General features: G+C 63.1%; 27 protein-coding genes and 1 tRNA gene. 25 read left to right on the top strand and 3 right to left on the bottom strand.

Going from position 1 to position 26,674, the window contains the following annotated elements:
* Positions 1-135: 135 nt before the first annotated feature.
* Positions 136-1,203: a bifunctional DNA-binding transcriptional regulator/O6-methylguanine-DNA methyltransferase Ada gene (ada, locus tag H2LOC_RS05690; protein ID WP_136495507.1), complete on the top strand. Its 1,068-nt coding sequence runs from the start codon at positions 136-138 to the stop codon at positions 1,201-1,203.
* Positions 1,204-1,345: 142 nt separating this feature from the next.
* Here ada and H2LOC_RS05685 read toward each other — a convergent pair.
* Positions 1,346-1,422: transfer RNA gene (locus tag H2LOC_RS05685), tRNA-Arg, on the bottom strand.
* Between the two features lie 293 nt (positions 1,423-1,715).
* Between H2LOC_RS05685 and H2LOC_RS05680 the strand changes: the two genes are divergently transcribed.
* The 18 genes from H2LOC_RS05680 to H2LOC_RS05595 all read left to right on the top strand — a co-directional run bounded on the left by H2LOC_RS05680 (position 1,716) and on the right by H2LOC_RS05595 (position 20,787).
* Positions 1,716-2,729 carry an RluA family pseudouridine synthase gene (locus H2LOC_RS05680; protein WP_136497005.1) on the top strand — a complete coding sequence of 338 codons (1,014 nt, stop codon included), beginning with the start codon at positions 1,716-1,718 and terminating at the stop codon, positions 2,727-2,729.
* 42 nt (positions 2,730-2,771) lie between these two features.
* A complete protein-coding gene (locus H2LOC_RS05675; protein WP_136495506.1) occupies positions 2,772-3,587 on the top strand; it encodes an ATP12 family chaperone protein in 816 nt (271 codons plus the stop codon).
* Positions 3,588-3,806: 219 nt separating this feature from the next.
* On the top strand, positions 3,807-4,172 hold the full coding sequence (locus H2LOC_RS05670; RefSeq protein ID WP_136495505.1) for an NADH-quinone oxidoreductase subunit A: 366 nt from the start codon (positions 3,807-3,809) through the stop codon (positions 4,170-4,172).
* Positions 4,163-4,747: a NuoB/complex I 20 kDa subunit family protein gene (locus H2LOC_RS05665; RefSeq protein ID WP_136495504.1), complete on the top strand. Its 585-nt coding sequence runs from the start codon at positions 4,163-4,165 to the stop codon at positions 4,745-4,747. The genes H2LOC_RS05670 and H2LOC_RS05665 overlap by 10 nt, the downstream gene beginning before the upstream one ends.
* A 70-nt stretch (positions 4,748-4,817) precedes the next feature.
* Positions 4,818-5,420 (top strand): NADH-quinone oxidoreductase subunit C, encoded by a 603-nt coding sequence (locus tag H2LOC_RS05660; RefSeq protein ID WP_136495503.1) that lies wholly within the window; start codon positions 4,818-4,820, stop codon positions 5,418-5,420.
* Positions 5,421-5,475: 55 nt separating this feature from the next.
* On the top strand, positions 5,476-6,666 hold the full coding sequence (locus H2LOC_RS05655; RefSeq protein WP_136495502.1) for an NADH-quinone oxidoreductase subunit D: 1,191 nt from the start codon (positions 5,476-5,478) through the stop codon (positions 6,664-6,666).
* Positions 6,666-7,280, top strand: a complete 615-nt coding sequence (nuoE, locus tag H2LOC_RS05650; protein ID WP_136495501.1) for an NADH-quinone oxidoreductase subunit NuoE — start codon at positions 6,666-6,668, stop codon at positions 7,278-7,280. The genes H2LOC_RS05655 and nuoE overlap by 1 nt, the downstream gene beginning before the upstream one ends.
* A gap of 22 nt (positions 7,281-7,302) precedes the next feature.
* Positions 7,303-8,607, top strand: coding sequence for an NADH-quinone oxidoreductase subunit NuoF (gene nuoF, locus H2LOC_RS05645; protein WP_136495500.1), 1,305 nt, complete (start codon positions 7,303-7,305; stop codon positions 8,605-8,607).
* A gap of 43 nt (positions 8,608-8,650) precedes the next feature.
* On the top strand, positions 8,651-10,714 hold the full coding sequence (nuoG, locus tag H2LOC_RS05640) for an NADH-quinone oxidoreductase subunit NuoG (RefSeq protein WP_136495499.1): 2,064 nt from the start codon (positions 8,651-8,653) through the stop codon (positions 10,712-10,714).
* A gap of 32 nt (positions 10,715-10,746) precedes the next feature.
* A complete protein-coding gene (gene nuoH / locus H2LOC_RS05635; RefSeq protein ID WP_425487338.1) occupies positions 10,747-11,775 on the top strand; it encodes an NADH-quinone oxidoreductase subunit NuoH in 1,029 nt (342 codons plus the stop codon).
* Positions 11,776-11,785: 10 nt separating this feature from the next.
* On the top strand, positions 11,786-12,274 hold the full coding sequence (nuoI, locus tag H2LOC_RS05630; protein WP_136495497.1) for an NADH-quinone oxidoreductase subunit NuoI: 489 nt from the start codon (positions 11,786-11,788) through the stop codon (positions 12,272-12,274).
* 123 nt (positions 12,275-12,397) lie between these two features.
* Entirely contained in the window at positions 12,398-12,946 is a 549-nt protein-coding gene (locus tag H2LOC_RS05625) for an NADH-quinone oxidoreductase subunit J (protein WP_246207145.1), read from the top strand.
* 11 nt (positions 12,947-12,957) lie between these two features.
* Positions 12,958-13,269 carry an NADH-quinone oxidoreductase subunit NuoK gene (nuoK, locus tag H2LOC_RS05620; protein WP_136495495.1) on the top strand — a complete coding sequence of 104 codons (312 nt, stop codon included), beginning with the start codon at positions 12,958-12,960 and terminating at the stop codon, positions 13,267-13,269.
* 7 nt (positions 13,270-13,276) lie between these two features.
* Positions 13,277-15,340, top strand: a complete 2,064-nt coding sequence (gene nuoL, locus H2LOC_RS05615; protein WP_136495494.1) for an NADH-quinone oxidoreductase subunit L — start codon at positions 13,277-13,279, stop codon at positions 15,338-15,340.
* Complete coding sequence (locus H2LOC_RS05610) at positions 15,340-16,848, top strand: NADH-quinone oxidoreductase subunit M (RefSeq protein ID WP_136495493.1); 1,509 nt, start codon at positions 15,340-15,342, stop codon at positions 16,846-16,848. The genes nuoL and H2LOC_RS05610 overlap by 1 nt, the downstream gene beginning before the upstream one ends.
* 13 nt (positions 16,849-16,861) lie before the next feature.
* Positions 16,862-18,292, top strand: coding sequence for an NADH-quinone oxidoreductase subunit NuoN (gene nuoN / locus H2LOC_RS05605; RefSeq protein ID WP_136495492.1), 1,431 nt, complete (start codon positions 16,862-16,864; stop codon positions 18,290-18,292).
* Between the two features lie 9 nt (positions 18,293-18,301).
* Entirely contained in the window at positions 18,302-19,120 is an 819-nt protein-coding gene (locus H2LOC_RS05600; protein WP_136495491.1) for a biotin--[acetyl-CoA-carboxylase] ligase, read from the top strand.
* Positions 19,117-20,787, top strand: coding sequence for a ribonuclease J (locus tag H2LOC_RS05595; protein WP_136495490.1), 1,671 nt, complete (start codon positions 19,117-19,119; stop codon positions 20,785-20,787). Before H2LOC_RS05600 ends, H2LOC_RS05595 begins: the two co-directional genes overlap by 4 nt.
* Before the next feature lie 181 nt (positions 20,788-20,968).
* Here H2LOC_RS05595 and H2LOC_RS05590 read toward each other — a convergent pair whose 3' ends face one another.
* Both H2LOC_RS05590 and H2LOC_RS05585 read right to left on the bottom strand, forming a co-directional pair.
* A complete protein-coding gene (locus tag H2LOC_RS05590) occupies positions 20,969-21,718 on the bottom strand; it encodes a phytanoyl-CoA dioxygenase family protein (RefSeq protein WP_136495489.1) in 750 nt (249 codons plus the stop codon).
* Between the two features lie 396 nt (positions 21,719-22,114).
* A complete protein-coding gene (locus H2LOC_RS05585) occupies positions 22,115-22,630 on the bottom strand; it encodes a septal ring lytic transglycosylase RlpA family protein (protein WP_246207006.1) in 516 nt (171 codons plus the stop codon).
* A 427-nt stretch (positions 22,631-23,057) separates the two neighbouring features.
* Here H2LOC_RS05585 and mog point away from each other — a divergent pair, with 427 nt between their 5' ends.
* From mog to H2LOC_RS05555, 6 genes are all read left to right on the top strand, one after another.
* The gene (gene mog / locus H2LOC_RS05580) at positions 23,058-23,603 is read left to right on the top strand and encodes a molybdopterin adenylyltransferase (RefSeq protein WP_246207004.1); all 546 of its coding nucleotides are present in this window, start codon (positions 23,058-23,060) and stop codon (positions 23,601-23,603) included.
* A 31-nt stretch (positions 23,604-23,634) separates the two neighbouring features.
* Entirely contained in the window at positions 23,635-23,772 is a 138-nt protein-coding gene (locus H2LOC_RS05575; RefSeq protein ID WP_154331585.1) for a hypothetical protein, read from the top strand.
* A gap of 3 nt (positions 23,773-23,775) precedes the next feature.
* Positions 23,776-24,591, top strand: a complete 816-nt coding sequence (gene dapB, locus H2LOC_RS05570) for a 4-hydroxy-tetrahydrodipicolinate reductase (RefSeq protein ID WP_136495487.1) — start codon at positions 23,776-23,778, stop codon at positions 24,589-24,591.
* Between the two features lie 21 nt (positions 24,592-24,612).
* Complete coding sequence (locus H2LOC_RS05565; RefSeq protein WP_136495486.1) at positions 24,613-25,230, top strand: 2,3-bisphosphoglycerate-dependent phosphoglycerate mutase; 618 nt, start codon at positions 24,613-24,615, stop codon at positions 25,228-25,230.
* A 44-nt stretch (positions 25,231-25,274) separates the two neighbouring features.
* Complete coding sequence (locus H2LOC_RS05560; protein ID WP_246207002.1) at positions 25,275-25,883, top strand: alpha-ketoglutarate-dependent dioxygenase AlkB family protein; 609 nt, start codon at positions 25,275-25,277, stop codon at positions 25,881-25,883.
* Positions 25,884-26,062: 179 nt separating this feature from the next.
* Entirely contained in the window at positions 26,063-26,461 is a 399-nt protein-coding gene (locus H2LOC_RS05555) for a c-type cytochrome (RefSeq protein ID WP_136495484.1), read from the top strand.
* Positions 26,462-26,674: the final 213 nt, after the last annotated feature.

Raw genomic sequence — 26,674 nt, 5'->3', positions numbered from 1 at the left:
CGCCTATTCGCCGCTTGCGGAACCAGCACTCCGGTTCTTGCCTTCAATTCGCGCCGGAATTTGAAAGCAAGGAGTGGAGCGCGCGCATCGCAGGAATCCTTCAACGTGCGCAGCAGGACAAATCGAGGGAAAGCTATGACGAACGCCGCCGCCTCATCGACCGAATGCGATCCACGCTGGAAAAGCGTCCTCTCTCGCGACGCCTCGGAAGACGGAAACTTTGTGTACGCGGTCAAAACCACCGGCGTGTATTGTCGCCCGTCCTGTCCCTCCCGCGACGCAAAGCCCGAGAACATTCGCTTTTTCGCGACGTCGGCCGACGCCGAGGCCGCCGGCTTTCGGGCTTGCAAGCGGTGTCATCCCAAAGGCCTGTCTACGGACGAGGCCAATGCGCAGATCGTGGCCAAGGCCTGCCGGCTGATCGAGAAGGCGCAAGAGCCGCCGAAACTGGCCAAGCTCGCCGCCTCGGTCGGCATGAGCCCGTATTATTTTCATCGCCAATTCAAGGCGATTACTGGACTGACGCCGCGCGCCTACGGAGCCGCGCATCGCGCCGGGAAGGTGAGAGCTGCGTTGGCCGAGGATCGCATCTCGGTGACCGACGCGATCTATGGCGCCGGCTTTTCATCCAGCAGTCGCTTTTATGAGAACTCAAACGCGGTTCTCGGCATGACGCCGACCACTTTCAAGCAGGGCGGGAAGAGTGTCAGAATCCGCTTCGCCATAGGTCAAAGCTCGCTCGGAGCCATTCTCGTGGCGCGCAGCGACAAGGGGATTTGCTCCATAACGCTGGGCGACGATCCCGAGGCCCTGGCGCGCGATATCCAGGACCGTTTTCCCATGGCCGAACTCATTGGCGGCGACCCCGAGTTCGAACAATTGGTCGCCAGTGTCGTCGGCCTGGTCGAAGCGCCCCAGATTGGTCTCGATCTGCCGCTCGATGTGCGCGGCACGGCGTTCCAGCAGCGAGTCTGGCAAGCCCTCCGCCAAATTCCCGCAGGGCAGACCGCGAGCTACGCCGAGATTGCGGCCCGGCTGGGCGAGCCGACCGCGGTGCGGGCCGTCGCCGGGGCCTGCGCGGCAAACAAGATCGCGGTGGCGATACCCTGCCATCGCATCATTTGCTCCGACGGCTCGATCTCCGGCTACCGGTGGGGCGTCGAACGCAAACGAGCCCTCCTGAAAAGGGAATCGGACGCATGAACTCGCGTTCCCGTTCTGCGCCGCTTCGTCAGTTCGGAAACTGATCGACGAGGAACAATCTCAAAATTCTCGAATACCCGCGGTTGATCATGTCGGGCGACAAGGTGCGAGTGCTTTTTCCAATCGGTGCGATTTGGATTTTTGGCGCGCCCGGCACGATTCGAACGTGCGACCTCTGCCTTCGGAGGGCAGCGCTCTATCCAGCTGAGCTACGGGCGCTGAAGAGTCGTGATTCCGTATATCTCAAGCGCGCGTCTTCCGCAACGCGCTCCGGGCTGTTTCCGATCGAAGCCTCGGCCGCGGCCTTTGGAACAGGAGTCTCGCCCCCATTTCTTCTGCTCGCGTGACGGGCGCCCGCGCCTTTGCTACAAGCGCTTATGCAATCAGGGCCCAATTCTACCCGCCGCGGCGGTTCAAAAATCGAGGAAGAGCGGCTGCCGGAGGACGGAGCGCGCGCTGGCGCGGCGTCATCCGGCGTTTCCACCGCCGTCGTTTCGGAAGACGAAGCCGGAATGCGGCTCGACCGCTGGTTCAAAAGGCGTTTCCCGGCGCTGTCCCTGACCCATCTCGCCAAGATCTGCCGAAAGGGCGAGGTCAGGGTCGAGGGCAAGAGGGTCGAAACCTCGACGCGGCTGGAGCAGGGCCAGACCGTGCGGATACCGCCCTTGAGGCTGGAAGAGCAGCCGGCCCCAGCGATTCGGCGCGCGAGCCCCGAGGACGCGGAAGCCATCGCGCGCATGACCCTGTTCGAGGACAAGGACGTTCTCGTCCTCAACAAGCCCTTTGGTCTCGCGGTGCAGGGCGGCTCCGGCACAAAGCATCACATCGACGGCATGCTTGAGGCGCTCGCCAAGGGCGATCAGCGGCCGGTTCTGGTCCATCGTCTCGACCGCGACACCTGCGGCGTCCTGCTCATCGCCAAGAATCGGCGCATGGCGGCGGATCTCGGGGAAATCTTCCGCTCCCGCCAGGCCCAAAAAATCTATTGGTCCGTGGTCGAGGGCGTGCCCAAGCCGGCGCAAGGGCGCATTTCGCTTTATCTCGCCAAGGGCGCGGGAATGGGCGACGAGAGGGTTCCGCGTAAGCCGGGGGCCGGCTCGACCCGGGATCTCGAGAAAATGCGCGTCGCCCGCCACGGCGAGGCCGACGCCCAGCATTCCCTGACCTATTACGCCATTGTCGACAAAGCGGCCCCGCGCTGCGCCTGGCTTTCGATGAAGCCCCTGACCGGACGCACTCATCAGTTGCGCGCCCACGCCGAAGCCATCGGCCATCCCATATTCGGCGATCCGAAATATGGCCATCGCCCGGAAGACGAGGTGCGCCGCCGCGACCCCCTGCGAGCCATGCCGGAGGCTCTGGACAAAAAGCTTCACCTGCTGGCGCGCCGGCTCGTTCTTCCTCACCCCAAAGGGGGCCTGATCGACGTGACCGCACCCCTGCCGCCCCATATGAAGGCGACATGGGAATTCTTCGGCTTCGACGAGCGGCAATACGACCCGATCGAGGACGCGCCCGAGGAATGACCCCGCGCCCCGATCGGGCGGGCGTCTGAGGAAGGAAAAGGCATGAGCGACAAAGACGACGGCTTCGGTTCCGCGTTTTTTGTCGGCGAGCAGGAGCGCAATCCGCTGCGCGGCTCCCGGCAGCCCGGCGAGAAGCCCTTGCCCCGGCGATTCTATAAAGTGGCCGTCGCCGCCCCGGCGGAAGGCGGCTTCGGCGTGTTCCTGGACGGAAAACCGGCGCGCACCCCCGCGAGAAATATGCTGATTCTACCCGGGGAAGGTCTGGCGACGGCGCTCGCAGGAGAATGGGACGCCCAGGCGGAGACCGTCGACCCCGCCGCCATGCCGCTGACCCGGCTGGCCAATTCCGCCATCGACGGCGTGGCCGATAAAATGGACGAGGTTCTGGGGGATGTCGTCAAATATGCCGGCTCGGACCTGATCTGCTACCGGGCCGGGGAGCCCGCGGGGCTGGCAAAGGCCCAGAGCGCAGCCTGGGACCCTTACGTGCATTTCGTCAGGGAGGAGTGCGGGGCGCGGCTGATTCTGTCCGAGGGCGTCGTTTTCCACGCCCAGCCCGAGGAGGCGCTCGAGGCGATCGCGGCCCGAATCTCCGCCTATGTCGGGGCGGGGCAGGGGGCGCCGTTCCGGCTTGCCGCGCTTCACGCCATGACGACCCTCACCGGCTCCTGCGTCATCGCCTTGGCCGCAGCCCTGCGTAAGATGGATGGGGAGGCCGCGTTTTCGGCCGCTCATGTCGACGAAGACTACCAGATGCGCCTTTGGGGGGGCGATGAAGAGGCCGTGGCGCGCCTGACCCGGCGGCGCGCCGATATGCTCGCGGCTGCCGAAATGTCCCTGTTCTGCGCCCCGGCTTGAGGCGGCGGGCGCCTGATTTTGGGGCGTTGCCCGGGTATCAATGTGCATTGCATCAATTGTCGGGAGAAAGCCGCGCTTGTCTCTTGCGTTGGCGGGAACGCTTTGTTACGGAACGCACGGCCGGCCGCCGGAGAGACGCCTGTCCCCTGGCGCTCAAGCTTCCAGCTGCCGACCCGGCGCGAATATCTGTTGCGCGCCCAGATCAATCGGACACGAAAAATGCCGACTCTGCTCGAACAATATCTCCCGCTCGTGATCTTCGCGGCGCTGTCGGCGATCATCGCCGGCGCCCTTCTGGTCGCGCCGTTCCTTCTCGCGTTCAAGGCGCCCGACCCCGAGAAGCTCTCGGCCTATGAGTGCGGCTTCAACCCGTTCAACGACGCGCGAATGAAGTTCGACGTGCGATTCTATCTCGTGTCGCTGCTCTTCATCGTGTTCGACCTCGAGGTCGCGTTTCTGTTCCCCTGGGCGGTCGCCTTCAAGGAGGCCGGCGCCTTCGGCTTCTGGGCCATGATGGCCTTCCTCGGCGTGCTGACCGTCGGCTTCGTCTATGAATGGCGCAAAGGAGCCCTCGAATGGGATTGATCGGCAATCAGGGCTCGACCATCGTCGCCCCGCAGGGAACGGGCCTCATCGATCCCCGCACCGGCAAGCCGGTCGGTTCGACCGATCCGTTCTTCGTCAACATGAACGACGAGCTGGCCGACAAGGGATTTCTCGTCACCGCCACCGACGACCTCATCAACTGGGCCCGCACCGGCTCGCTGATGTGGATGACGTTCGGTCTCGCCTGCTGCGCGGTCGAGATGATCCAGGCGGCCATGCCGCGTTACGACCTCGAGCGTTTCGGCTTCGCCCCGCGCGCCAGCCCGCGCCAGTCGGACGTGATCATCATCGCCGGCACACTGACCAACAAGATGGCGCCTGCGCTCCGCAAGGTTTACGACCAGATGCCGGAGCCGCGCTACGTGATTTCGATGGGCTCCTGCGCCAACGGCGGCGGCTATTACCACTACTCCTATTCGGTGGTCCGCGGCTGCGACAGGATCATTCCGGTCGACGTTTATGTGCCTGGATGCCCGCCCTCGGCCGAAGCCCTGGTTTATGGCGTCCTTCTTCTGCAAAAGAAGATCCGCCGCACCGGCACGATCGAGAGATAAGGCGGCCGCGCCGCGGTCGAGGACAGGACGGTCGGCCTCATGAGGCTGGGCCTTCGGGGAATGTTGCGAAATGGTTGCTGAACTCAAGGATCTAGGCGCGAAGGTCGTCGCCGCCCTGCCTGGCGCAATCAACGAGGTGAAGCTCGCTTACGGCGAGCTTACGCTGACCGTGGCCCGCGAGCGCTGGCTGGATGTCGCGAAGACGCTGCGCGACGAGTATCTCTTCGTCAACTTCATCGACGTGACCGCAGCCGATTATCCCGAGCGCGAGCAGCGTTTCGAGGTGGTGGCGCATCTTCAGAGCCCCAAGCTCAATCTGCGCATCAGGCTGAAGACGCCCACCGACGAGGATACGCCGGTGGCCTCCCTGACCGCGCTCTACCCGGGCGCTGACTGGTACGAGCGCGAGACCTACGATCTCTTCGGCGTGGCTTTTTCGGGGCACCCCGATCTTCGCCGAATCATGACCGATTACGGTTTCGAAGGCCATCCGCTGCGCAAGGACTTCCCCATGACCGGCTTCGTGGAGGTCCGTTACGACGACGAGATGAAGCGGGTCGTCTACGATCCGGTCCGGCTGATGCAGGAATATCGCCATTTCGACTTCCTCTCGCCTTGGGAGGGCGTCCAGTACGACCTTCCGGGAGACGAGAAGGCGAAGGGGCAGCAGTAACAGGAACTGGCGCAGGCCGGTCGGCGTCGCGCCGACGCGGTCGAGGGACGCAAGAATGACCGACCAATCGTTACGCAATTTCTCGATCAACTTCGGACCGCAGCATCCGGCGGCGCACGGCGTTCTGCGCCTCATCCTCGAGCTGGACGGCGAAGTGGTCGAGCGCGTCGACCCGCACGTCGGCTTCCTCCATCGCGGCACGGAAAAGCTGATGGAGGCCCGCACCTATCTCCAGAACGTGCCCTATTTCGACCGGCTCGACTATTGCGCGCCGATGAATCAGGAGCATGCGTTCTGCCTCGCCATCGAACGTCTCCTCGGCGTCGAGGTTCCCCGCCGCGGGCAGCTCATCCGCGTGCTTTACGCCGAGATCGGCCGCCTGCTGTCGCATCTCCTCAACGTGACCTCTCAGGCCATGGACGTCGGCGCGTTGACGCCGCCGCTGTGGGGCTATGAAGAGCGCGAAAAGCTGATGGTGTTCTACGAGCGCGCCTGCGGCGCGCGCATGCACGCCAATTATTTCAGGCCGGGCGGCGTCGGCCGCGACCTGCCGGATCAGCTGGTCGAAGACATCGGCGCCTTCATCGACCCCTTCCTGAAGGTCTGCGACGATCTCGAAGCTCTCTTCATCGAGAACCGCATCTTCAAGCAGCGCAACGTCGGCATCGGCGTGATCTCGCTGGAGGACGCCTGGAAATACGGCTTCTCCGGCGTGATGGTGCGCGGCTCGGGCGCCGCGTGGGATCTGCGCAAGGCGCAGCCCTACGATTGCTACGAGGAAATGGAGTTCGATATCCCCGTCGGCAAATATGGCGACTGCTACGACCGCGCGGTGATCCGCATGGAAGAGATGCGTCAGTCGGCGTCGATCATGCGCCAGTGCGTGAACAAGCTTCTGAGCGCCGAAAACCGCGGACCGGTTTCGGTCGTGAACAACAAGATTTCCGCGCCGTCGCGCTCGGATATGAAGCGTTCCATGGAAGCCCTGATCCATCACTTCAAGCTCTACACCGAGGGCTTCAAGGTTCCGCCGGGCGAAGTCTACGCCGCCGTGGAGGCGCCGAAGGGAGAATTCGGCGTCTATCTGGTCTCCGACGGAGGGGACAAGCCTTACCGCTGCAAGCTCCGCGCGCCGGGCTTCGCGCATTTGCAGGCCATGGATTTTCTTTGTCGTGATCACATGCTCGCCGACGTTTCGGCGATCCTGGGATCGCTCGACATCGTGTTCGGAGAGGTTGATCGCTAATGTCCGTCCGCCGTCTCGCCGAAAAGCAGCCTGAGAGCTTCGAGTTCACGCCGCAGAACAAGGCGTTGCTCGAAAAGCTGATCGCCAAATATCCCGACGGGCGCCAGGCCTCGGCCGTCGTCCCCGCGCTTTGGCAAGCTCAAAAGCAGAACGACTACTGGCTTCCCCGCCCGGCGATCGAGAAGGTCGCGGAGACATTGGGGATGCCCTACATCCGCGTGCTCGAAATCGCGACCTTCTACACCATGTTCAATCTCGAGCCGGTGGGGAAGTTCTACGTGCAATTGTGCGGCACGACGCCCTGCCTGCTGCGCGGCTCCGACGACATCGTCAAGGTTCTTGAGCGCAGGGTCGGACCGCAGCGCAAGGTCTCGGGCGACGGGTTGTTCTCCTGGGCCGAGGTCGAGTGCCTCGGCGCCTGCTGCAACGCGCCGATGGTTCAGATAAACGACGACTACTACGAAGATCTGACGCCCGAGAACTTCGAGAAGCTGCTCGACGATCTCGCCGCCGGCCGCCCCGTCAGGACCGGATCGCAGACCGGCCGCTCCAGTTCCGAGCCGGAAGGCGAATTGACCAGCCTCACCTCGCTTTATGGCGAGGGATCGAAGTAATTCCAGAGAGACGGGACGAACCATGCTCTCCGACGCAGACCGGATATTCACAAACCTCTACGGGCTCGGCGATCGCTCGCTGGCCGGGGCGAGGAAGCGCGGCCAGTGGGACAACACCAAGGCGCTGCTGAACCGCGGGCGCGACGCCATCATCGCCGAGGTGAAGGACTCGGGGCTGCGCGGGCGTGGCGGAGCCGGATTCTCCACCGGCATGAAGTGGTCCTTCATGCCGAAGGAAGTCGATCCTGCGAGGCCCCATTATCTCGTCATCAACGCCGACGAGTCCGAGCCCGGCACCTGCAAGGATCGCGAGATCATGCGCAACGACCCGCATACGCTGGTCGAGGGCGCCTTGGTGGCTTCCTATGCGATGGGCGCCCACGCCTGCTACGTCTATGTCCGCGGCGAGTTCATCGCCGAGCGGATCGCGCTGCAGCGCGCCGTCGACGAGGCCTATGAAGCGGGGCTGATCGGCAAGAACAACATTCACGGCTATCCCTTCGACTTCTATGTCCATCACGGCGCCGGCGCCTATATCTGCGGCGAGGAAACCGCCCTGATCGAAAGCATCGAGGGCAAGAAGGGCATGCCGCGGCTCAAGCCGCCGTTTCCCGCCAATGTGGGGCTCTATGGCTGCCCCACGACGGTGAACAACGTCGAGTCGATCGCCGTGGTTCCCACCATTCTGCGCCGTGGCGCTTCCTGGTTCGCGGGCATCGGCCGGCCCAACAACGCCGGCACCAAGCTCTTCAGCGTCTCCGGCCATGTAAACAAGCCCTGCAACGTCGAAGAGGCGATGTCGATCTCCTTCCGCGAGCTGATCGACCGCCATTGCGGCGGCATCCGCGGAGGCTGGGACAACCTGCTCGCCGTCATTCCCGGCGGCTCTTCGGTTCGTTGCGTTCCGGCTCACGAGATCATCGACTGTCCGATGGATTTCGACAGCCTGGCGGCGCTCGGCTCCGGCCTCGGCACGGCCGCGGTCATCGTCATGGACAAGTCGACCGACATCATCCGCGCCATTGCGCGCCTGTCTTATTTCTACAAACACGAGTCCTGCGGACAGTGCACGCCCTGTCGTGAGGGCACCGGCTGGATGTGGCGCGTCATGGAGCGCATGGTCGAAGGGCGCGCGCACAAGCGCGAGATCGATCTGCTGTTCGACGTTTCCAAGAAGATCGAGGGCCACACGATCTGCGCGCTGGGCGACGCCGCCGCCTGGCCGGTTCAGGGCCTGATTACGCATTTCCGCGACGTGATCGAACAGCGCATCGACCAGTATTCGGCCAACCCGCATCCCGAACCCGTGCAAGTCGCAGCGGAATGAGAAGGGCCGGGGTAGGCGATAGCGTCGATTTGGAGAAGGCGAAGTGACAAAAATTCTCGTGGATGGCGTGGAAGTGGATGTCCCGCCCGAGTTCACCCTGCTCCAGGCCTGCGAAGAGGCCGGGGCGGAGGTGCCGCGCTTTTGCTATCACGAGCGCCTGTCCATCGCGGGCAATTGCCGCATGTGCCTTGTCGAGGTGAAGGGCGGTCCGCCGAAGCCGGCGGCCTCCTGCGCCATGGCGGTGAAGGACCTACGCCCGGGACCGAACGGCGCGCCGCCGGAGGTCTTCACCAAGACTCCGATGGTGAAGAAGGCCCGCGAGGGCGTCATGGAGTTTCTTCTGGTCAACCATCCGCTCGACTGCCCGATTTGCGACCAGGGCGGCGAGTGCGACCTGCAGGACCAGGCGCTCGCCTTCGGCGGGGACTCCTCCCGCTATGTCGAAAACAAGCGGGCGGTCGAGAACAAATATATCGGTCCCCTGGTCAAGACCGAGATGAACCGCTGCATTCACTGCACGCGCTGCGTTCGCTTCACCGCCGAAATCGCCGGCACCGGCGAGATGGGCGCCATCGGGCGCGGCGAAGACATGGAGATCACGACCTATCTCCAGAGCGCCATGACCTCCGAGCTCCAGGGCAATGTGGCGGATCTCTGCCCGGTGGGCGCGCTTCTGCCCAAGCCGCAGAATTTTCGGGCGCGCCCCTGGGAGTATCAGAAGACGGAAAGCATCGACGTCCAGGATGCACTCGGTTCGGCGATCCGCATCGATTCTCGCGGCCGAGAGGTCGTTCGCATTCTTCCCCGCGTGAACGATGCGGTCAATGAGGAGTGGATTTCCGACAAGACCCGCCAGGTGGTCGACGGCCTCGGCCGACAGCGCCTCGATCGGCCTTATGTTCGCGAAAACGGGCGGCTGCGTCCGGCCTCCTGGCAGGAGGCGCTCGGCGCCGTCGCCGCCAGGACCCGGGCGACGCCGGCCGGCAAGACCGCGGCGCTGGTCGGCGATCTCGCCGCGCTCGAGGAAATCTTTGCGCTCAAGCTGCTCGCCGAAAAGCTCGGGGTCGTCAGTCTCGACTGCCGCCAGGACGGTTCGCGCCTCGATCGGTTCTTCGGCCGGGCTTCCTATCTGTTCAACGCGACGATCGCCGGGATCGACGAGGCGGACTCGCTTCTCATCATCGGGTCCAATCCGCGCAAGGAAGCGCCTGTCCTCAACGCGCGCATCCGCAAGCGCTGGCTCAAGGGTGGCTTCAATATCGCTCTCGTCGGCGAGAAGGCCGACCTCACCTACGACTACGACTATCTCGGGGCCGGGCCGGATTCGCTGCTGCGTTTCATCAAGCAGGGACAGACGCCCTCGCAGAAGCGCATCGTTCTGATCGGGCAGGGGGCGCTGACCCGTCCCGATGGCGACGCGATCCTCGCTCTCGCCGCGCAGGCTGCCGTCAGACACGGGGGACTCTCCGAGGGCTGGAACGGGTTCTCCGTGCTGCACACCGCCGCTGCGCGGGTCGGAGCCCTCGACCTCGGCTTTGTTCCGTCCGTGGGCGGCATGCCCGCGCATGAATTTGTAAGCAAAGGGGCCGCAGACCTCATCTTCAATCTCGGGGCCGACGAAATCGAAATCGAGCCGGGCGCCTTCGTGGTCTATATCGGCTCCCATGGCGATCGCGGCGCTCATCGGGCGGATGTCGTTCTGCCCGGCAGCGCCTATACCGAGAAGTTCGGTCTGTTCGTCAACACCGAAGGGCGGGTCCAGGCCGCCGCGCGGGCCAGCTTCCCGCCGGGCGAGGCGAGGGAGGACTGGGCCATACTGAGGGCGCTTTCGGGCGCGCTCGGGGATCCGCTGCCGTTCGACTCGTTGGCGCAACTGCGCAAGGCGATGTTCGAACGTCACCCCCATCTGCAGCGGATCGACGCTATCGAACGCGGCGACGACGCCGACATCGGCAAGCTGGTTCAGCATTCGGCGGTCGCGATGAAGGATCCCTTCGTTTCCGTCGTTTCCGATTTCTATCTCACCAATCCGATCGCACGCGCGTCCGCCGTCATGGCGGAATGTTCGGCGCTGGCCCAGGGCCGGCTGCGTCAGGCCGCGGAATAGGAGCATTCGACGTGGGCGACCTCTGGAACACCATCGTTTCCTTCATCTCGGAAAATCCGCTGGCGCTCGCTTTGGTGAAGAGCGTGCTGATCGCCGTCGTGCTTTTGATTTACGTCGCCTATGTCATTCTTGCGGACCGCAAGATCTGGGCGGCCGTCCAGCTGCGCCGGGGACCCAACGTCGTCGGTCCCTGGGGTCTGTGGCAGAGCTTCGCGGATTTCATCAAATTCGCTCTCAAGGAGCCGGTGATCCCGGACACCGCCAATAAGAGCGTGTTTCTGTTCGCGCCCTTGCTGATGGCGACCCTCGCTGTGGCCGCCTGGGCCGTGGTGCCGGTCTCCTCCGGGGGCTGGGTCGTCGCGGACATCAATGTCGGCATTCTCTATATTTTTGCGCTGTCGTCCCTCGGGGTCTATGGCGTGATCATGGGCGGATGGGCGTCCAACTCGAAATATCCGTTCCTTTCGGCCCTGCGCTCGGCCGCTCAGATGGTGTCCTACGAAGTCTCGATCGGCTTCGTCATCATCACGGTCCTTCTCTGCGCCGGTTCGCTCAATCTCACCGACATCGTCAACGCCCAGGACACCAAATATGGCGTCTTCGGGTGGTACTGGCTGCGGCTGCTGCCGATGTTCGTGATATTCTTCGTTTCCGCGCTCGCCGAAACCAACCGCCCGCCTTTCGATCTGGTCGAAGCCGAATCCGAACTCGTCGCGGGCTTCATGATCGAATATTCCGCCACGCCTTACGTGTTGTTCATGCTGGCGGAATATGTGGCGATCGTGACCATGTGCGCCCTGTTGACCATTCTGTTCTGCGGGGGCTGGCTGCCGCTGTTCAACTTCGCGCCCTTCACCTGGATTCCCGGAGTCGTCTGGTTCCTGCTGAAGGTCAGCTTCTTCTTCTTCCTCTTCGCGATGGTGAAAGCCTTCGTTCCCCGCTACCGCTACGATCAGCTGATGCGGCTGGGCTGGAAAGTGTTCCTGCCGATCTCGCTGGTCATGGTCATCGTCGTCGCCGCCGTGCTGGAATTCTGGCCCAGCGCCGCTCTGGCGAATTGAGGTTCGCATCATGAGACTGGACAACGCCGCCAAATCGCTCTTCCTGACGGAGTTCGTGAGCGCTTTCCTTCTGTCGATGCGCTACTTCTTCAAACCGAAGGCCACGATCAACTACCCGCACGAGAAGAATCCGCAGTCGCCGCGCTTTCGTGGCGAACATGCCCTGCGACGCTATCCCAACGGGGAAGAGCGCTGCATCGCCTGCAAGCTTTGCGAGGCGATCTGCCCGGCGCAGGCGATTACTATCGAAGCAGGGCCGCGGCGCAACGACGGCACCCGGCGTACGACCCGCTACGACATCGACATGGTGAAGTGCATCTACTGCGGTTTCTGCCAGGAAGCCTGTCCGGTCGACGCTATCGTCGAGGGTCCGAACCAGGAATTCGCGACGGAAACGCGCGAGGAACTCTATTACAACAAGGAGCGTCTGCTCGAGAACGGCGCGCGGTGGGAACGGGAAATCGCCCGAAACATCGCGCTCGACGCTCCTTATCGCTGACCGCTGCAAGGCAAGCCCCTGAAATTCGCGCGCCGCGAGGGATGCGGCGCGACCCCTGAAAAGGACGAAGCCGTGGCCGCATTCTTCTATCTCTTCTCGGTCGTGCTGATCGCCTCGGCCTTCATGGTGATCACCGCGCGCAATCCGGTGCATTCGGTGCTGTTCCTCATCCTGGCCTTCTGCAACGGCGCGGGGCTCTTCCTGCTGCAGGGCGCGGAGTTCCTGGCGATGATCCTCATCGTCGTCTATGTGGGCGCCGTGGCCGTGCTGTTCCTGTTCGTGGTCATGATGCTCGACGTCGATTTCGCCGAGCTGAAGCAAGGCTTCCAGAAATATCTGCCGGTTGGCGGAGCGGTCGGCGCCGTGGTGCTGTTCGAACTCGGTTTCGTCGCGGTCAACTGGAAATCCGCGCCTTCGGCGACGGAGGCGGCGGCTTCACCCATCGTGGCCCAGGTCACCAACACCGCGGCTCTGGGGCAGGTGCTCTACACCAAATATGTGATCTTCTTCGAGGTGTCGGCGCTGGTTCTGCTTACGGCCATGATCGGCGCGATCGTGCTGACCCTGCGTCACCGTCCGAACGTGAAGCGCCAGAACATCGAAGAGCAGAATTCTCGCACCGCGAAGACCGTGGTCGAGATCAGGAAAGTGCCGTCGCGGGCGGGCCTCTAAGGAAAATGACCATGACGACGATCGGCCTCACCCATTATCTCGTAGTCTCCGCCATTCTGTTCACGCTCGGGATCGCGGGCATCATCCTCAACCGGAAGAACATCATCGTCATCCTGATGTCGGTCGAGCTGATACTTCTCTCGGTCAATCTGAATTTCGTGGCTTTCTCGGCCGCGCTGGCCGACCTGACCGGACAGGTGTTCGCCCTGTTCGTGCTCACGGTCGCGGCGGCCGAAGCCGCCATCGGCCTCGCCATCCTGGTCACATTCTATCGTAATCGCGGCTCTATCGCGGTCGACGACATCAACAGCTTGAAAGGCTGATCCCGCGATGATTCAGGCAATCGTCTTTCTTCCCCTTGTCGGCTTCCTGATCGCCGGCGCCTTCGGCCGCAAGATCGGGGCGCGAGCGTCGGAGCTCGTGACCACGAGCCTGCTCATCGCCGCCGCGGCGATGTCCTGGATCGTCTTTTTCAACATCGCGCTCGGCGAGGGCCATTCGACCACTCCGGTCCTTGGCAACTGGTTCACCTCCGGCGCGCTGAAGGTCGACTGGGCCTTGAGGGTGGACACGCTGACCGCTGTGATGCTGGTGGTCGTGAACACTGTCTCCAGCCTCGTGCACCTCTATTCGATCGGATACATGCACGAGGACCCGCATCGGCCGCGGTTCTTCGCCTATTTGTCGCTCTTCACCTTCGCCATGCTGATGCTGGTGACCGCGGACAATCTGGTGCAGATGTTCTTCGGCTGGGAGGGCGTGGGCCTCGCTTCATATCTGCTGATCGGTTTCTGGTATGAGAAGCCCTCCGCCTGCGCGGCCGCGATCAAAGCTTTCGTGGTCAACCGCGTGGGCGACTTCGGCTTCGCGCTCGGAATCTTCCTTGTCTTTCAGTTGACCCATTCGGTCAGTTTCGACGAGGTTTTCGCATCCGTTCCCGGCGTCGCCGGCAAGACCATCCATGTCTTCGGGCTGAATGTCGACGCCCTCACGCTCGCGGCTTTCCTGCTCTTCGTCGGGGCCATGGGCAAGTCGGCCCAGTTCTTCCTTCACACATGGCTGCCCGACGCCATGGAAGGCCCGACGCCGGTCTCGGCGCTCATCCATGCGGCCACCATGGTCACCGCCGGCGTGTTCATGGTCGCCCGCATGTCGCCCGTGTTCGAATACGCCCCGGACGCTCTCACCTTCGTCACGATCATCGGCGCCACCACGGCCTTTTTCGCCGCGACCGTCGGTCTGGTTCAAAACGACATCAAGCGCGTCATCGCCTATTCGACCTGCTCTCAGCTCGGCTACATGTTCGTTGCGGAAGGCGTGGGCGGATATTCGCTCGGCGTGTTCCACCTTTTCACGCACGCTTTCTTCAAAGCGCTGCTGTTCCTCGGCGCCGGTTCGGTCATCCAAGCGATGCACCATGAGCAGGACATGCGGAACATGGGCGGGCTGCGCAAGGACATCCCCTTCACATTCGCCATGATGACGATCGGAACGCTCGCGCTCACCGGCTTCGGCATCCCGCATACGTCCATCGGCTTCGCCGGCTTCTTTTCCAAGGACGCGATCATCGAAGCGGCTTTCGCCGCAAGCCAGCATTCCCACGCGGCCATGTATGGTTTCGTCGCCACCGTGGTCGCCGCCGGGCTCACCTCCTTCTATTCCTGGCGGCTGGTGTTCATGACCTTCTTCGGGACCAGGGCGGTGAGCGCCCATGACGCTCACGCTCATGATCCCCACGCGCATGTTCAGGTTCACGAACATATCAGCGACGAGGAGCCGGTCCACTGGGCTCACGACGATCATCACGGTCATGGCCACGGCGATCATAAGCCGCATGAATCTCCGCTGGTCATGCTGATCCCGTTGGCGGTTCTCGCCGCGGGCGCTGTGGGCGCGGGTTTCGTGTTCGAACGTTACTTCGCTGGCCACGCCTACCACGAGTTCTGGAAGGAAGCGCTCTACACCCGCGAACACAATCACATATTGCACGCCATGCACGAGATCCCCGGCTGGGTGTCCTACATGCCGTCTGCGATGATGGTCGGAGGCTTCCTGGTTTCGCTCTACTTCTATGTGCTGAAGCCTGGCACGGCTCAGGCGCTCGCCGGCGCCTTCCCGAGGCTGTACCAGTTCCTGCTCAACAAGTGGTATTTCGACGAGCTTTACGATGCGTTGTTCGTTAAGCCCGCCTTCGCCATCGGTCGGCTGTTCTGGAAGGGCGGCGATGGTCGCATCATCGACGGTCTGGGTCCGGACGGCGTAGCGGCCCGGGTTTCCGACGGCGCCCGCCTCGCCGTTCGCCTGCAGACCGGTTACATCTACCATTATGCATTCGCCATGCTGATCGGCGTGGCGGCGGTCGTCAGCTGGTTCGTCGCCGGAGGCATACGCTAATGTTCGGTTTTGGAATTCTCTCCGGCCTTACCTTTCTTCCGCTGGTAGGCGCGGCGTTCATTCTGACCCAGCGAGGCGAAAGCGATGCTTCGCTGCGCAATGTTCGCTGGGCCGCCCTTCTGACGACCATCGCGGTGTTCGTTCTGTCCGTTGTGGCGTGGAATCGGTTCGACGCCGCCAACGCAAGCTTTCAGCTGATCGAAGAGAAGAGCTGGTTCGGTTCGGGCCTCGTCTACAAGCTGGGCGTCGACGGCTTTTCAATGCCCTTCGTTCTTCTGACCACCTTCCTGATGCCCTTCGCGATCCTGGCCTCCTGGGAGTCGATCACGAAGCGCGTCGCCGAATATATGATCGCGTTCCTCGTGCTGGAGACACTGATGATCGGCGTGTTTTGCGCGCTCGATCTGGTGTTGTTCTACCTGTTCTTCGAGGGCGGCCTCATCCCGATGTTCCTGATCATCGGCATTTGGGGCGGCAAACGGCGCGTCTATGCGAGCTTCAAGTTCTTCCTCTATACGCTCGCCGGTTCGCTGCTGATGCTGATCGCCATTCTGGCGATGTACAATCTGGCCGGCACCACCGATATCTCGGTCCTGCTGACCGTGCATTTCCCGCCCCAGATGCAGACATGGCTCTGGCTCGCCTTCTTCGCCTCCTTCGCGGTGAAGATGCCGATGTGGCCGGTTCACACCTGGCTGCCGGACGCTCACGTCGAAGCGCCGACCGCGGGCTCGGTTATCCTGGCCGCCATTCTGCTGAAGATGGGCGGATACGGTTTCATCCGCTTCTCGCTGCCGATGTTCCCCGACGCCTCGGTGCAGTTCGCTCCGCTCGTTTATGCGATGTCGGTCATAGCGATCATCTACACATCGCTGGTCGCTCTGGTGCAGGAGGACATCAAGAAGCTCATCGCTTATTCGTCCATTGCACATATGGGCTTCGTGACGATGGGGCTGTTCACGATGAATCCCCAGGGCGTTCAGGGCGCGATGTTCCTGATGATCTCGCACGGTCTCGTGTCCGGCGCCTTGTTCCTTTGCGTGGGCGTCATCTACGACCGTATGCATACCCGCGAGATCGCAGCCTATGGCGGTCTGGTCAATCGCATGCCGCTTTACGCCTTCACCTTTATGGTGTTCACGATGGCGAATGTCGGCCTGCCCGGAACAGCCGGCTTCATCGGCGAGTTCCTGACCCTGACCGGAGCCTTCAGCGCCAATAGCTGGGTCGCGCTTTTCGCGACGACCGGAGTGATCCTGTCGGCCGCCTATGCGCTCTACCTCTATCGGCGCGTGGTGTTCGGCGCTCTCGAGAAGGCGAGCCTCGCCAATATCGCGGATCTTTCCGCCCGTGAAATCGCGCTGTTTGCGCCCTTGATCGTGTTGACGATCTACTATGGCGTCCAGCCCGGGCCCGTCATCGACGCTTCCGCGGCCTCGGTCGCCAATCTGCTCCAGTCCCACTCTGCGCTCCTCGATGCGGTGAAGCTCGCCGCCGCCAGCCACTGACGGATCGATAAAGATGCCCTTTTTCACCCAGCTAGCGCACCACTTCCTTCCGGAAGTCATTCTCGCCGCGGGCGTCCTGGCGCTCCTCCTCCTCGGCGCCTGGCGGGAGCGCGCCAATGCTCTCGTATCCGAACTGGCTGTCGGGGTGCTGGGGCTGGCTCTGCTGGCGATCGTTCTGTCGTCTCATTCCGACGCGAGCGTGTTCGACGGCGCCTTTGTCGACGACGCCTTTTCCCGTTTCGTCAAGGCGGTCACCCTGGTCGCATCCCTGGTGACGATTCTCCTGTCCAGCGACTTCATGCGTCGGGCGCAACTCGACAAGTTCGAATATCCGATCCTCATCCTGCTCGCCACTTTGGGCATGCTGCTGCTGATATCGGCTGACAATCTCATCGCCCTTTACCTTGGGCTGGAACTGATGTCCCTGGCGCTCTATGTGGTCGCGGCCTTCGCCCGCGACGACGCGCGCGCATCGGAGGCAGGCCTGAAATATTTCGTGCTGGGCGCGCTTTCCTCGGGCATGATGCTCTACGGCTCCACCTTGCTCTATGGTTTCGCCGGCACGATCTCCTTCGACGGCATCGCCGCCGCGGTGTCCGGCTCGGCCCCGATCGGAGTCGTGTTCGGGCTGGTGTTCGTGCTCGCCGGTCTTGCGTTCAAGATGTCGGCGGCTCCGTTCCATATGTGGACGCCCGACGTCTACGAGGGCGCTCCTACTCCGGTGACGGCGTTCTTTGCTTCGTCCGCCAAAATGGCCGCTGTCGCGATCACGGTGCGTTTCGCCCTGAGCGCTTTCCCGGGCATGACCGGACAGTGGCGCCAGATCGTGGTGTTCCTCGCTATCGTCTCGACCCTTCTCGGCTCCTTCGCCGCGATCGGGCAGACCAACATAAAGCGCCTGATGGCCTATTCCTCGATCGGCCACATGGGTTTCGTGCTGATCGGGCTTGCCGCGGCCAACGAGGCGGGCGTCAAGGGCATTGCGATCTATCTCGTGATGTATTCGGCCATGACCCTCGGCGCCTTCGCCGCTATCCTGACGATGCGCGTCAATGGTAAGCCGGTCGAAGAGATATCGGATCTCTCGGGTCTTTCCCGCACCCGGGGATCGACCGCGTTCTTTCTCGCGATGTTGATGTTTTCCCTCGCCGGCATTCCGCCTCTCGGCGGCTTCTTCGCCAAATATTATGTGCTGCTCCCCGCGGTTCAGGCCGGGCTTTACCCTCTGGCGGTGATCGGCGTTCTCTCGAGCGCAGTAGCGGCCTACTACTACCTTCGGATCGTGAAGGTGATGTATTTCGACGAGCCCGCGCCCGCCTTCGATCCTTCGTCCCGCACCGTGGGCGGCATACTCGCGATCTCCACCATCTTCGTGCTCGGCTTCTGGGTCTATCCCGGTCCGCTGATGGATGCCGCCGCGGCCGCCGCGAAATCACTCTTCTGAGTTCCTTCCGTGGGATGGGAACTCGGCGAGACAGCGCGCGCGCGCGGAATTGGACTGCTTGCTCTCGAAGAGGTGGATTCCACCAATGAGGAGGGCAAGCGGCTCGCGGCAGCCGGCGAGCGTGGGCCGTTGTGGATCGCAGCGCGGCGGCAGAGCAAAGGGCGCGGCCGGCTTGGGCGCGAGTGGGTTTCCCGCGAGGGCAATCTTCACGCGAGCCTGATCTACTCCGATTGTCCCGATCCTGCTAAGGCGCCTCAACTCGGCTTTGTCGCCGGACTGGCGGCAATCTCCGCGGTCAAGGATGTAACTGGGCTCGGCGACCGCATAGCGCTGAAATGGCCTAACGACCTGCTGCTTGACGGCGGAAAGCTGGGGGGCATATTGCTCGAAGGCGTTTCCGTTGCGACCGGAGACGAGCGCCAGCCCGATCGCATGGTCACGATCATCGGGATCGGGGTGAATTGCGCCTTTGCGCCCGAAGGATTGCCCTATCCGGCAAGGGCGCTTAAAGACGTTCTGCCGCGGGCGCCTTCGGCCGAGGAATTGCTTGCTCGTCTTTCTGATAGCTTCGCCGCCACGCTGGACCTGTGGTCCGGGCGCGACGGCTTCGCCGCCGTTCGCGAAAAATGGTTGCAGGAAGCCGCCGGCGTCGGGCACGCGATCAGGGTGAACTGCGCCCGAGGCGTCGAGTTGCGGGGGCGTTTCAAGACCATCGACGCATTCGGGCGTCTGGTGGTGGCGACCGGGCAGGGTGACGAAATCGTCGACGCGGGCGACGTCTTTTTTGGGGAGGCCGGCAGTTTTCGGCCTTCGAACGGGATCGCATGACGACGGACGCAAACGACTTTGTTTTCGCGCCTCTTGGCGGCTTGGGCGAAATTGGCATGAATGCGGCTCTCTACGGCTACGGACCGCCGCGAGCGCGCAAATGGCTTATGGTCGACTGCGGGCTGACATTCCCCGGATCCGAGCTGCCCGGCGTCGATCTGGTGCTGCCCGATGTTTCTTTCGTAGAGAAGATCGGCCGGGATCTCGTGGGTTTGTTGATAACCCACGCCCATGAGGATCACATCGGCGCGCTGGCCGCGCTCTGGCCCAGGCTGCGTTGCCGGGTTTTCGCGACTCCCTTCGCCGCCGGCCTCATCGAGACCCGGCGTCTTTCCGAGCCCGGCGCTCCGAAGATCGAGATAACCCGTGTCGGTCCTGGGTCGGTCATCGATCTCGCCCCGTTCAGTGTGGAATATGTCGCTGTGGCGCATTCCATTCCGGAGGCCTGCGCGCTCGCGATCCGCACCCCGGCGGGTCTCGCGGTCCATACCGGAGACTGGAAAGTCGACCCGGAGCCCGGCGCCGGGCACAGGATCGACGAGGCGCGGCTGCGGGCGCTCGGCGACGAGGGCGTCACGGCGCTGATCTGCGATTCCACCAATATATTGCGTGACGGCGACAGTTTTTCGGAGGGCGACGTCGCCAAAACCCTGCGCCCCCTGGTGGCGGAAGCCAAGGGTCGCGTTCTGGTGACGACATTCGCCTCGAATATCGCGCGGATCCGCGCCATCGCGGAAGCGGCGCAGGCGTGCGGAAGAAGCGTGATCGTCGCGGGTCGCGCTCTCGACCGCGCGATAGAAGTCGCGCGCGAATGCGGGTATCTCGACGGCGTGCCTCCGTTCTTCTCGCTCGACTATTTCTCCGCTCTGCCGCGCGAGAAGGTCGTCGTTATCGCGACGGGAAGCCAGGGCGAGGCGCGTGCGGCGATGGCGCGTGCGGCGGAGGGCGACCATCCCGCGATAAAGCTGGTGTCGGGCGATCGAGTGATATTTTCCTCTCGCGCCATTCCGGGAAACATCCGCGAGGTTCAGGGCGTCATCAACAAGCTGTGCGACCTCGGCGTCGAGGTCATCACGGACCACGACCATCTGGTGCATTGCTCTGGCCATCCGCGGCGGGGCGAAGTCGCCCGGATGTATGAGTGGGTTCGGCCCCAGGCGGCGATTCCCGCGCATGGGGAGGCGCATCACCTCACCTATCACGCCGCCTTCGCGCGCGCCCATGGCGTCCAGCAGGTGGTCTCGGCGCGTAACGGCGATGTGGTTCGGCTGGCGCCGGGCGCTCCGGCGATAATCGGCAAGGCTCCCGCGGGGAGGCTGTTCAAGGACGGCGACGTGCTGATTTCCGAAAATGACGGCTCGGTGCGCGAACGGGTCAAGCTCGCATTCGCCGGCGTGGTTTCGGTTGCGGTCGCGGTGAGCAGGCAGGGCGACATGGTGGGCGATCCCGATGTGGTTTTCGCGGGGTTGCCCAAGCGCGGCAAGGACAATGTCGATATGGGCGAAGTGGTCGACGACGCCGTGTTCAGGACATTCGACGGCCTGTCGAGGCCGCGCCGGCGCGACTTCGATTCGGTCGCCACCGCGATCGAAAAAGCTGTGCGGGCCGCGGTGTTCGCGAGTTGGGGCAAAAAACCGATCGTTCACGTCCTTATCGTGGGGGCGTGACGCTTCCGTTACTTCCATATGACGAGGATCCTAGAGGTCGCCACATATCCTTCTTTTCGCAGACGCAAATGGGAAGAGTTCCACATGCTGCAGTGGTAGGGCGGCGGGGCGGCGCGCGGCTGAACGGGACGGGGATCCGGCGCATCGCTGAAATGAAGATGGCGGAGGCCCGTGGCCTCCTTTATCCGAAGGCCCTTTCGCCTTCATCGCAATCAGCCGAAGACATATATCCGCTGACGTAGAAGGCGCGGGGGTGGGCCGATCGGTTCGGCCCCGAACCGTGCACGGTGTAAGCGCTCCAGATCGCAACATCTCCGGGCGCCAACTCCAGGTCGATCGCATCTGCTTGTTTAAGGCCGAGCTCATCGAGGATGGATGTGTGAAGGTCGCCGCCAAGAACGGGCTTGTCGGTTATCGCAAAGCCCGCGCGATGCGATCGGGGAATGATTTGGACGCCTCCCGCTGCGCGCGAGTGCGGGTCCACGGCCAATCCGCATTGAACATATGATCTCGCCAGATTGCGGTGGACTGACGGGTTGCCCCACTGGGCGTCCTGATGGAACCCGATGGTCGTCCCAGACGCCCCGGGACTCTTGAGAAAAAACGCATTTCGCGCAGTTACGATATCCGGGCCGAGTATTGGGGACAGCACGTCGAATAAGCGCGCGTCAATCCGAAACGAATCGAGAACCGGATCGGCGAGGCATGGCCAATCGACCAGGCTGAGATGGGTAGGATCGTCGGGCGCGAAACGGAAGCGAATTCTTGGGTCGGGCGCAGTATAATTTGGATCGCGGGCTTTCGCTTCGATCTCTGCGCGGGATGTTTTCAACTTATCAATATCTTCCTCTGAAAATAACCCGCGGAGAACGGAGTATCCCACGTTCAGAAATTCCTGAACGTGTCGTAGTTGTTTGCCATGCTGTCCCATTGGCTACGCACTCCGCAACAAGAATCATACAAAGACAGCCTCTCACAGTCGTTCCGGCCACGCCTCTGACAGAGCAGCCAGTATTTGACCACGCCATTTGTTAACAATGGCCTTCATCAAAGCCTGTTTTACGAACATCTAAGAATAACTTTGAGCCTGTAATGCAAAATCCGCTCGATTGGAGCGGTATTTCGTATTCGTTCACCGCAAAAAGCGATGCAGATCAGTGATTTTTGCGACGGTCACTTCTGCGGATCGCGAAGCGATCTAGCGGAAGCCGTATAAAAGGATAAGGCCGGCTGCGCTTGGGTCTATGGCTATTATGAGCTTAGTAAAGGCGCGCCTGCGGCTCCAGACGACGCATTCGCGCCCGGAGCCGGCAGGCTGCATGAGGTTTTAGCGGCTGGCGAGAACCGTCACATTGACGCGGCCGGTGCCGCTTTGAATGAGGCCGAGTTGGGCGGCGGCTCCCTTGGATACGTCCAGGCTCCGGCCGGTCCAGGCCGCGGGACCGCGGTCGTTGATACGAACGACACAGGAGCGGCCGCCGTGCGTCAGCAGCAGGCGCGTGCCGAGGGGCAGGGTGCGATGGGCTGCCGTCAGGCCCCATTTGTTGAACCGCTCCCCGCTGGCGGTGTGCGAATTGGGTTCGTAGGCGCGAGAACCGCCCCCATACCAGGAGGCCAGAGCGGTGAAGCTGTGGCCGTGTCCGTCGGAGGCTTCCGGCTGGTAGTTCCAGTGGCTGCGCGCGCGCCGATGACGCCCATGGCGTTCGGCGGGGGCATAATCATACGCCTGGTCGGCGGAACTGACGAAGATGCTGTCCAGAAGCTGGCTGACGACATCGGCTTTCGCCTCGATCGGAGCGGACGCAAGTCCAATCGCCATTACCGACCATATTACTCGTTTCATGCGTTACCCTTTTTAACGTTACGCGTGTAGAGCCTCCGGATCTCCCGAGGCTCCCGCTGCAGTGTTTGTCTATCTCCTTGGATTGACGTTGCGTGTTCTGCTTAGAAAGCAAATGTGACCAAAATGAGCTGATAAAAATGGCTCATTGAAGTTTACATATGTGGCCAAGTGAGCATTAAGTGGCCGTAATGTCGACGTTGTTGGGCCGATAAGTTTTCGCCTGTCCCGATATGGTTCGTGCGGTCGGGGGATTTACGTTTGATTGAGCCCTAATCGGAGCGCATATAGGCAAGAACATCACGCTCTGTGTTTGGAACGTCTATACTTGTGCGGGAAGTATTCGTTGCAGCCTAAACATGGCCGCCAAGGTTGACGAATTGGGGCGAGGCGCGCTCATAGATCAGCGACGAGCGCAATGGAGGAAGACATGACGACCACGCCGGCGGCAGCCGTGATCGGGGTGCTCACAGCGTCCGACCGGGCGAGCGCGGGGATCTATACGGATGAAAGCGGCCCCGCCATCGAGGCCTATCTCCGCAGGGTTCTGACCACGCCCTTTCGGATCGAGCGGCGGATAGTTCCGGACGGCTTCGAGAGCGTGCGGGACGCCTTGATCGATCTTGCGGACAATATCGGCTGCGACCTTATAGTCACGACCGGAGGCACCGGCCCCTCGCCGCGCGATCTGACGCCGGAGGCGACGCTCGCCGCTGCGCCCCGGGAGTTGCCGGGCTTCGGCGAATTGATGCGGAAAGTATCGCTGGAACAAGTTCCGACGGCGATTTTGTCGCGCCAGCTCGCCGCGCACCGCGGCAAATGCCTGATCGTCAATCTGCCGGGAAAGCCCGCCGCCATAGAGCTCTGCCTGAACGCCGTGATGCCGGCGGTCCCCTATTGCCTCGACCTGATCGGGGCCGCCTGGATCGACACCGATCCCGCCCAGGTGAAATGCTTCCGGCCCAAGCCCAAGTAATTGGGCTCGTCGCTGGAGCCTACCCGAAAGGATGGTTGACTACGCGATCACGGCGCCGCTTCTCTTCATCTGCGAGCACGGCATGGGCCTATACGCCGCGCGCGCCGGCGATGCGATCGGCGCGGCCGGCTTCGCCCTGGCGCTTCGACGGCCGGTTAGAGAGGTTTGAACCATGAATGACTTGCGGCTGGCCGTGGTGGGCGCCGCCGGCCGTATGGGCCGGATGCTCGTGCAGACGATACCCGACACTCTGGGCGTGCGCCTCGTCGGCGCCCTGGGCCGCGCCGGGTCGGGCTGCATCGGCGTCGATTCCGGAACCCTGATCGGTTCCGGCCCCAACGGCGTGGCGATCAGCGACGATCCGGCGGCCGTAGCGGCCCAGTGCGACGTCCTCATAGATTTCTCGTCGCCGGAGAACACGGTGGCTCTGTCCGGGCTTTGCGCGCAATTGGGCGTCGCCCATGTGATCGGAACGACGGGGCTTTCCGCCCAGGATCTCGAAGTCGTCGCGGAGGCGTCCCGGAAAGTCGCCGTGGTTCGCTCCGGCAACATGAGCCTCGGCGTCAATCTTCTCGCCGTGCTGGTCGAGAAAGCGGCGCGCGCCCTCGGCCCGGCCTGGGACGCGGAAATCGTCGAGATGCATCACGCCAAGAAGGTCGATGCGCCGTCGGGCACGGCGCTGCTGCTCGGCGAGGCGGCGGCGCGGGGCAGGGGAATCGATCTGGGCGAGCACAGCGCGCGCGGCCGCGACGGGCTGACGGGGCCCCGCAAGACCGGCGATATAGGCTTTGCGAGCCTGCGCGGCGGTACGGTGGTCGGCGATCACACAGTGATACTCGCCGGGGCGGGAGAGCGCATCGAATTGACCCATCGCGCCGAAGAGCGCGGAATCTTTGCGCGCGGAGCGCTCGCGGCGGCGCTCTGGGTCCGGGGCCGTCCGCCCGGACTATATAACATGCAGGACGTTCTCGGCCTTTCAGGCGACTGACACAGCGAGGATCACAAAGGCATGAACCGCACACTCGTCCTCGTCCGCCACGGTCAAAGCGAATGGAATGCGAAGAATCTGTTCACGGGTTGGAAAAACCCGGGCCTCACGCCGCTGGGCGAGGAGGAAGCCCGCCGCGCCGGACGCGAACTGCGCAAGCGTGATATTCTCTTCAGCGCGGCCTTCACCTCTGCGCTGCGCCGCGCCCAGGATACGCTGGAGTTGGTTCTGGGCGAACTCGGTCAATCCAATGTGCCGACGATAAAGGATCGCGCGCTCAACGAGCGCCATTACGGCGATCTCTCGGGGCTGAACAAGGATGAGGCGCGGGAGCAGTGGGGCGAGGAACAGGTGCGTCTGTGGCGCCGTTCGTATGATGTCGCGCCTCCCGGCGGCGAGAGCCTGAAAGACACGGTGGCGAGGGTCATACCCTTCTATTGCCAGCGCATACTGCCGCCGGTTCTGCGCGGCGAGCGCGTGCTCGTGGCGGCGCACGGCAATTCGCTCAGGGCGCTGGCCATGGTGCTGGATCAGATGACGCCGGAAAGCATTCCGACGCTCGAAATCGCGACCGGCGTACCGATAATCTACAAGCTCAACGCCGATTCGACCGTGGCGTCTAAGACCGTGCTGGTCTGAGAAAGGATCCGCCCACGATCCTCGCGTCCGATCTCCCGCCGGGCGTGGTTCTGCGCCGCGGCTTTCTCGACGCTGCGGCCCAGGAAGCGCTGGCGCGCGAAATCCGGGAGATCGTCACGCGCGCGCCGCTCTTTGTCTCCGTCATGCCGAAGACCGGCGCGCCGATGTCGGTGCGCATGACCAATTGCGGGTCTCTCGGCTGGATGAGCGACAAGGAAAGAGGGTACCGCTACGAACCGCGCCATCCCGTCACCGGCGAGCCGTGGCCGGCCATCCCGAAGGTCCTGCTGGACGCATGGGGGATGCTCGCCGACTGTCCCGCTCCGCCCGAGGCCTGCCTGATCAACGCCTATGGCCCGGAAGCCCGCATGGGCCTTCATCAGGATCGCGACGAAAAGGAACTCTCGGCGCCGATAGTGTCTTTCTCCCTCGGCGCGGATTGCCTGTTTCGAATCGGCGGCTTGAAGCGCGGGGGCGCGACGGTTCCGCTGGTTCTGTCCTCCGGCGACGTCCTGATTCTCGGAGGGGAGGCGCGTATGCGCCATCACGGAGTCGATCGCATATTGCCGACGCTGGCGCCGCCGAACGTCCTCCAACTTCCCGCTGGCGCCGTGCGCGTAAACCTGACGCTGCGGCGCGTGAACGGCGCGTGAATGCGCGGGCGGCCGGGCCGACGGGCGGCTTTTGGCCGCCGGGATATTGTGTCTTGGACTGCGCCGATATAGTTTCCGAACTGTGAGGGTCCGGTTCGGCGCGCCGCGGGAGGCCACGGCCCGAAATTAAAAAACGACGGTCGGCGTTGTGACGACCGCGACGAGGAAAGGTAACGAGGATGAAGTCTATTTCGCTGATGACGTTCCTGGCTGGCGCTGCTTTCATCGCCATGGCCGGCACGGCCTCCGCCGCCGGCGACGCCGCCGCGGGCGAGAAGGTGTTCGCCAAGTGCAAGGCCTGCCATCAGATCGGCGAAGGCGCCAAGAACGCCATCGCGCCGGAGCTCAACGGAATCGACGGCCGCAAGGCTAGCTCGGTCGAGGGCTACAACTATTCCGACGCCATGAAGGCTTCGGGCATCACCTGGGACGCCGCCTCGTTCAAGGAATTCATCAAGAACCCGAAGGCCAAGGTCCCCGGCACCAAGATGGTGTTCCAGGGTCTCCCGAGCGAGGGCGACGAGGACAACGTGTGGGCCTATATCTCCAGCTACGGCGCCGACGGCAAGAAGAAGTAATTCTTCACAACCGCAGCAATCGGAAAGCGGCTCCTCGGGGCCGCTTTTTCTTTGCGCTCCTCCGCGCACGGGAGCCCTCTTGGAGCGAAGCGCGGCTCCAGCGCCGCTTCCCGCTCGCCCATTGTGCGTTGTATAGGTCGGGTGCGCCATGCGAAGGGCGAAAAGCCGCGCCCTCTCAGAAAGCAAGACGCATTCTTCCCGCAAAGCGCGCGG

It is taken from the genome of Methylocystis heyeri (assembly GCF_004802635.2).
GTDB lineage: Bacteria > Pseudomonadota > Alphaproteobacteria > Rhizobiales > Beijerinckiaceae > Methylocystis > Methylocystis heyeri.
This window is presented reverse-complemented; position numbering and strand designations above follow the sequence as displayed.

Coding starts and splice junctions, on each gene's coding strand:
- ada (WP_136495507.1), top strand. CDS start 136: ATGACGAACGCCGCCGCCTCATCGACCGAATGCGATCCACGCTGGAAA.
- H2LOC_RS05680 (WP_136497005.1), top strand. CDS start 1,716: ATGCGGCTCGACCGCTGGTTCAAAAGGCGTTTCCCGGCGCTGTCCCTG.
- H2LOC_RS05675 (WP_136495506.1), top strand. CDS start 2,772: ATGAGCGACAAAGACGACGGCTTCGGTTCCGCGTTTTTTGTCGGCGAG.
- H2LOC_RS05670 (WP_136495505.1), top strand. CDS start 3,807: ATGCCGACTCTGCTCGAACAATATCTCCCGCTCGTGATCTTCGCGGCG.
- H2LOC_RS05665 (WP_136495504.1), top strand. CDS start 4,163: ATGGGATTGATCGGCAATCAGGGCTCGACCATCGTCGCCCCGCAGGGA.
- H2LOC_RS05660 (WP_136495503.1), top strand. CDS start 4,818: ATGGTTGCTGAACTCAAGGATCTAGGCGCGAAGGTCGTCGCCGCCCTG.
- H2LOC_RS05655 (WP_136495502.1), top strand. CDS start 5,476: ATGACCGACCAATCGTTACGCAATTTCTCGATCAACTTCGGACCGCAG.
- nuoE (WP_136495501.1), top strand. CDS start 6,666: ATGTCCGTCCGCCGTCTCGCCGAAAAGCAGCCTGAGAGCTTCGAGTTC.
- nuoF (WP_136495500.1), top strand. CDS start 7,303: ATGCTCTCCGACGCAGACCGGATATTCACAAACCTCTACGGGCTCGGC.
- nuoI (WP_136495497.1), top strand. CDS start 11,786: ATGAGACTGGACAACGCCGCCAAATCGCTCTTCCTGACGGAGTTCGTG.
- H2LOC_RS05625 (WP_246207145.1), top strand. CDS start 12,398: ATGGTGATCACCGCGCGCAATCCGGTGCATTCGGTGCTGTTCCTCATC.
- nuoK (WP_136495495.1), top strand. CDS start 12,958: ATGACGACGATCGGCCTCACCCATTATCTCGTAGTCTCCGCCATTCTG.
- nuoL (WP_136495494.1), top strand. CDS start 13,277: ATGATTCAGGCAATCGTCTTTCTTCCCCTTGTCGGCTTCCTGATCGCC.
- H2LOC_RS05610 (WP_136495493.1), top strand. CDS start 15,340: ATGTTCGGTTTTGGAATTCTCTCCGGCCTTACCTTTCTTCCGCTGGTA.
- nuoN (WP_136495492.1), top strand. CDS start 16,862: ATGCCCTTTTTCACCCAGCTAGCGCACCACTTCCTTCCGGAAGTCATT.
- H2LOC_RS05595 (WP_136495490.1), top strand. CDS start 19,117: ATGACGACGGACGCAAACGACTTTGTTTTCGCGCCTCTTGGCGGCTTG.
- H2LOC_RS05590 (WP_136495489.1), bottom strand. CDS start 21,718: ATGGGACAGCATGGCAAACAACTACGACACGTTCAGGAATTTCTGAAC.
- H2LOC_RS05585 (WP_246207006.1), bottom strand. CDS start 22,630: ATGAAACGAGTAATATGGTCGGTAATGGCGATTGGACTTGCGTCCGCT.
- mog (WP_246207004.1), top strand. CDS start 23,058: ATGACGACCACGCCGGCGGCAGCCGTGATCGGGGTGCTCACAGCGTCC.
- H2LOC_RS05575 (WP_154331585.1), top strand. CDS start 23,635: ATGGTTGACTACGCGATCACGGCGCCGCTTCTCTTCATCTGCGAGCAC.
- dapB (WP_136495487.1), top strand. CDS start 23,776: ATGAATGACTTGCGGCTGGCCGTGGTGGGCGCCGCCGGCCGTATGGGC.
- H2LOC_RS05565 (WP_136495486.1), top strand. CDS start 24,613: ATGAACCGCACACTCGTCCTCGTCCGCCACGGTCAAAGCGAATGGAAT.
- H2LOC_RS05555 (WP_136495484.1), top strand. CDS start 26,063: ATGAAGTCTATTTCGCTGATGACGTTCCTGGCTGGCGCTGCTTTCATC.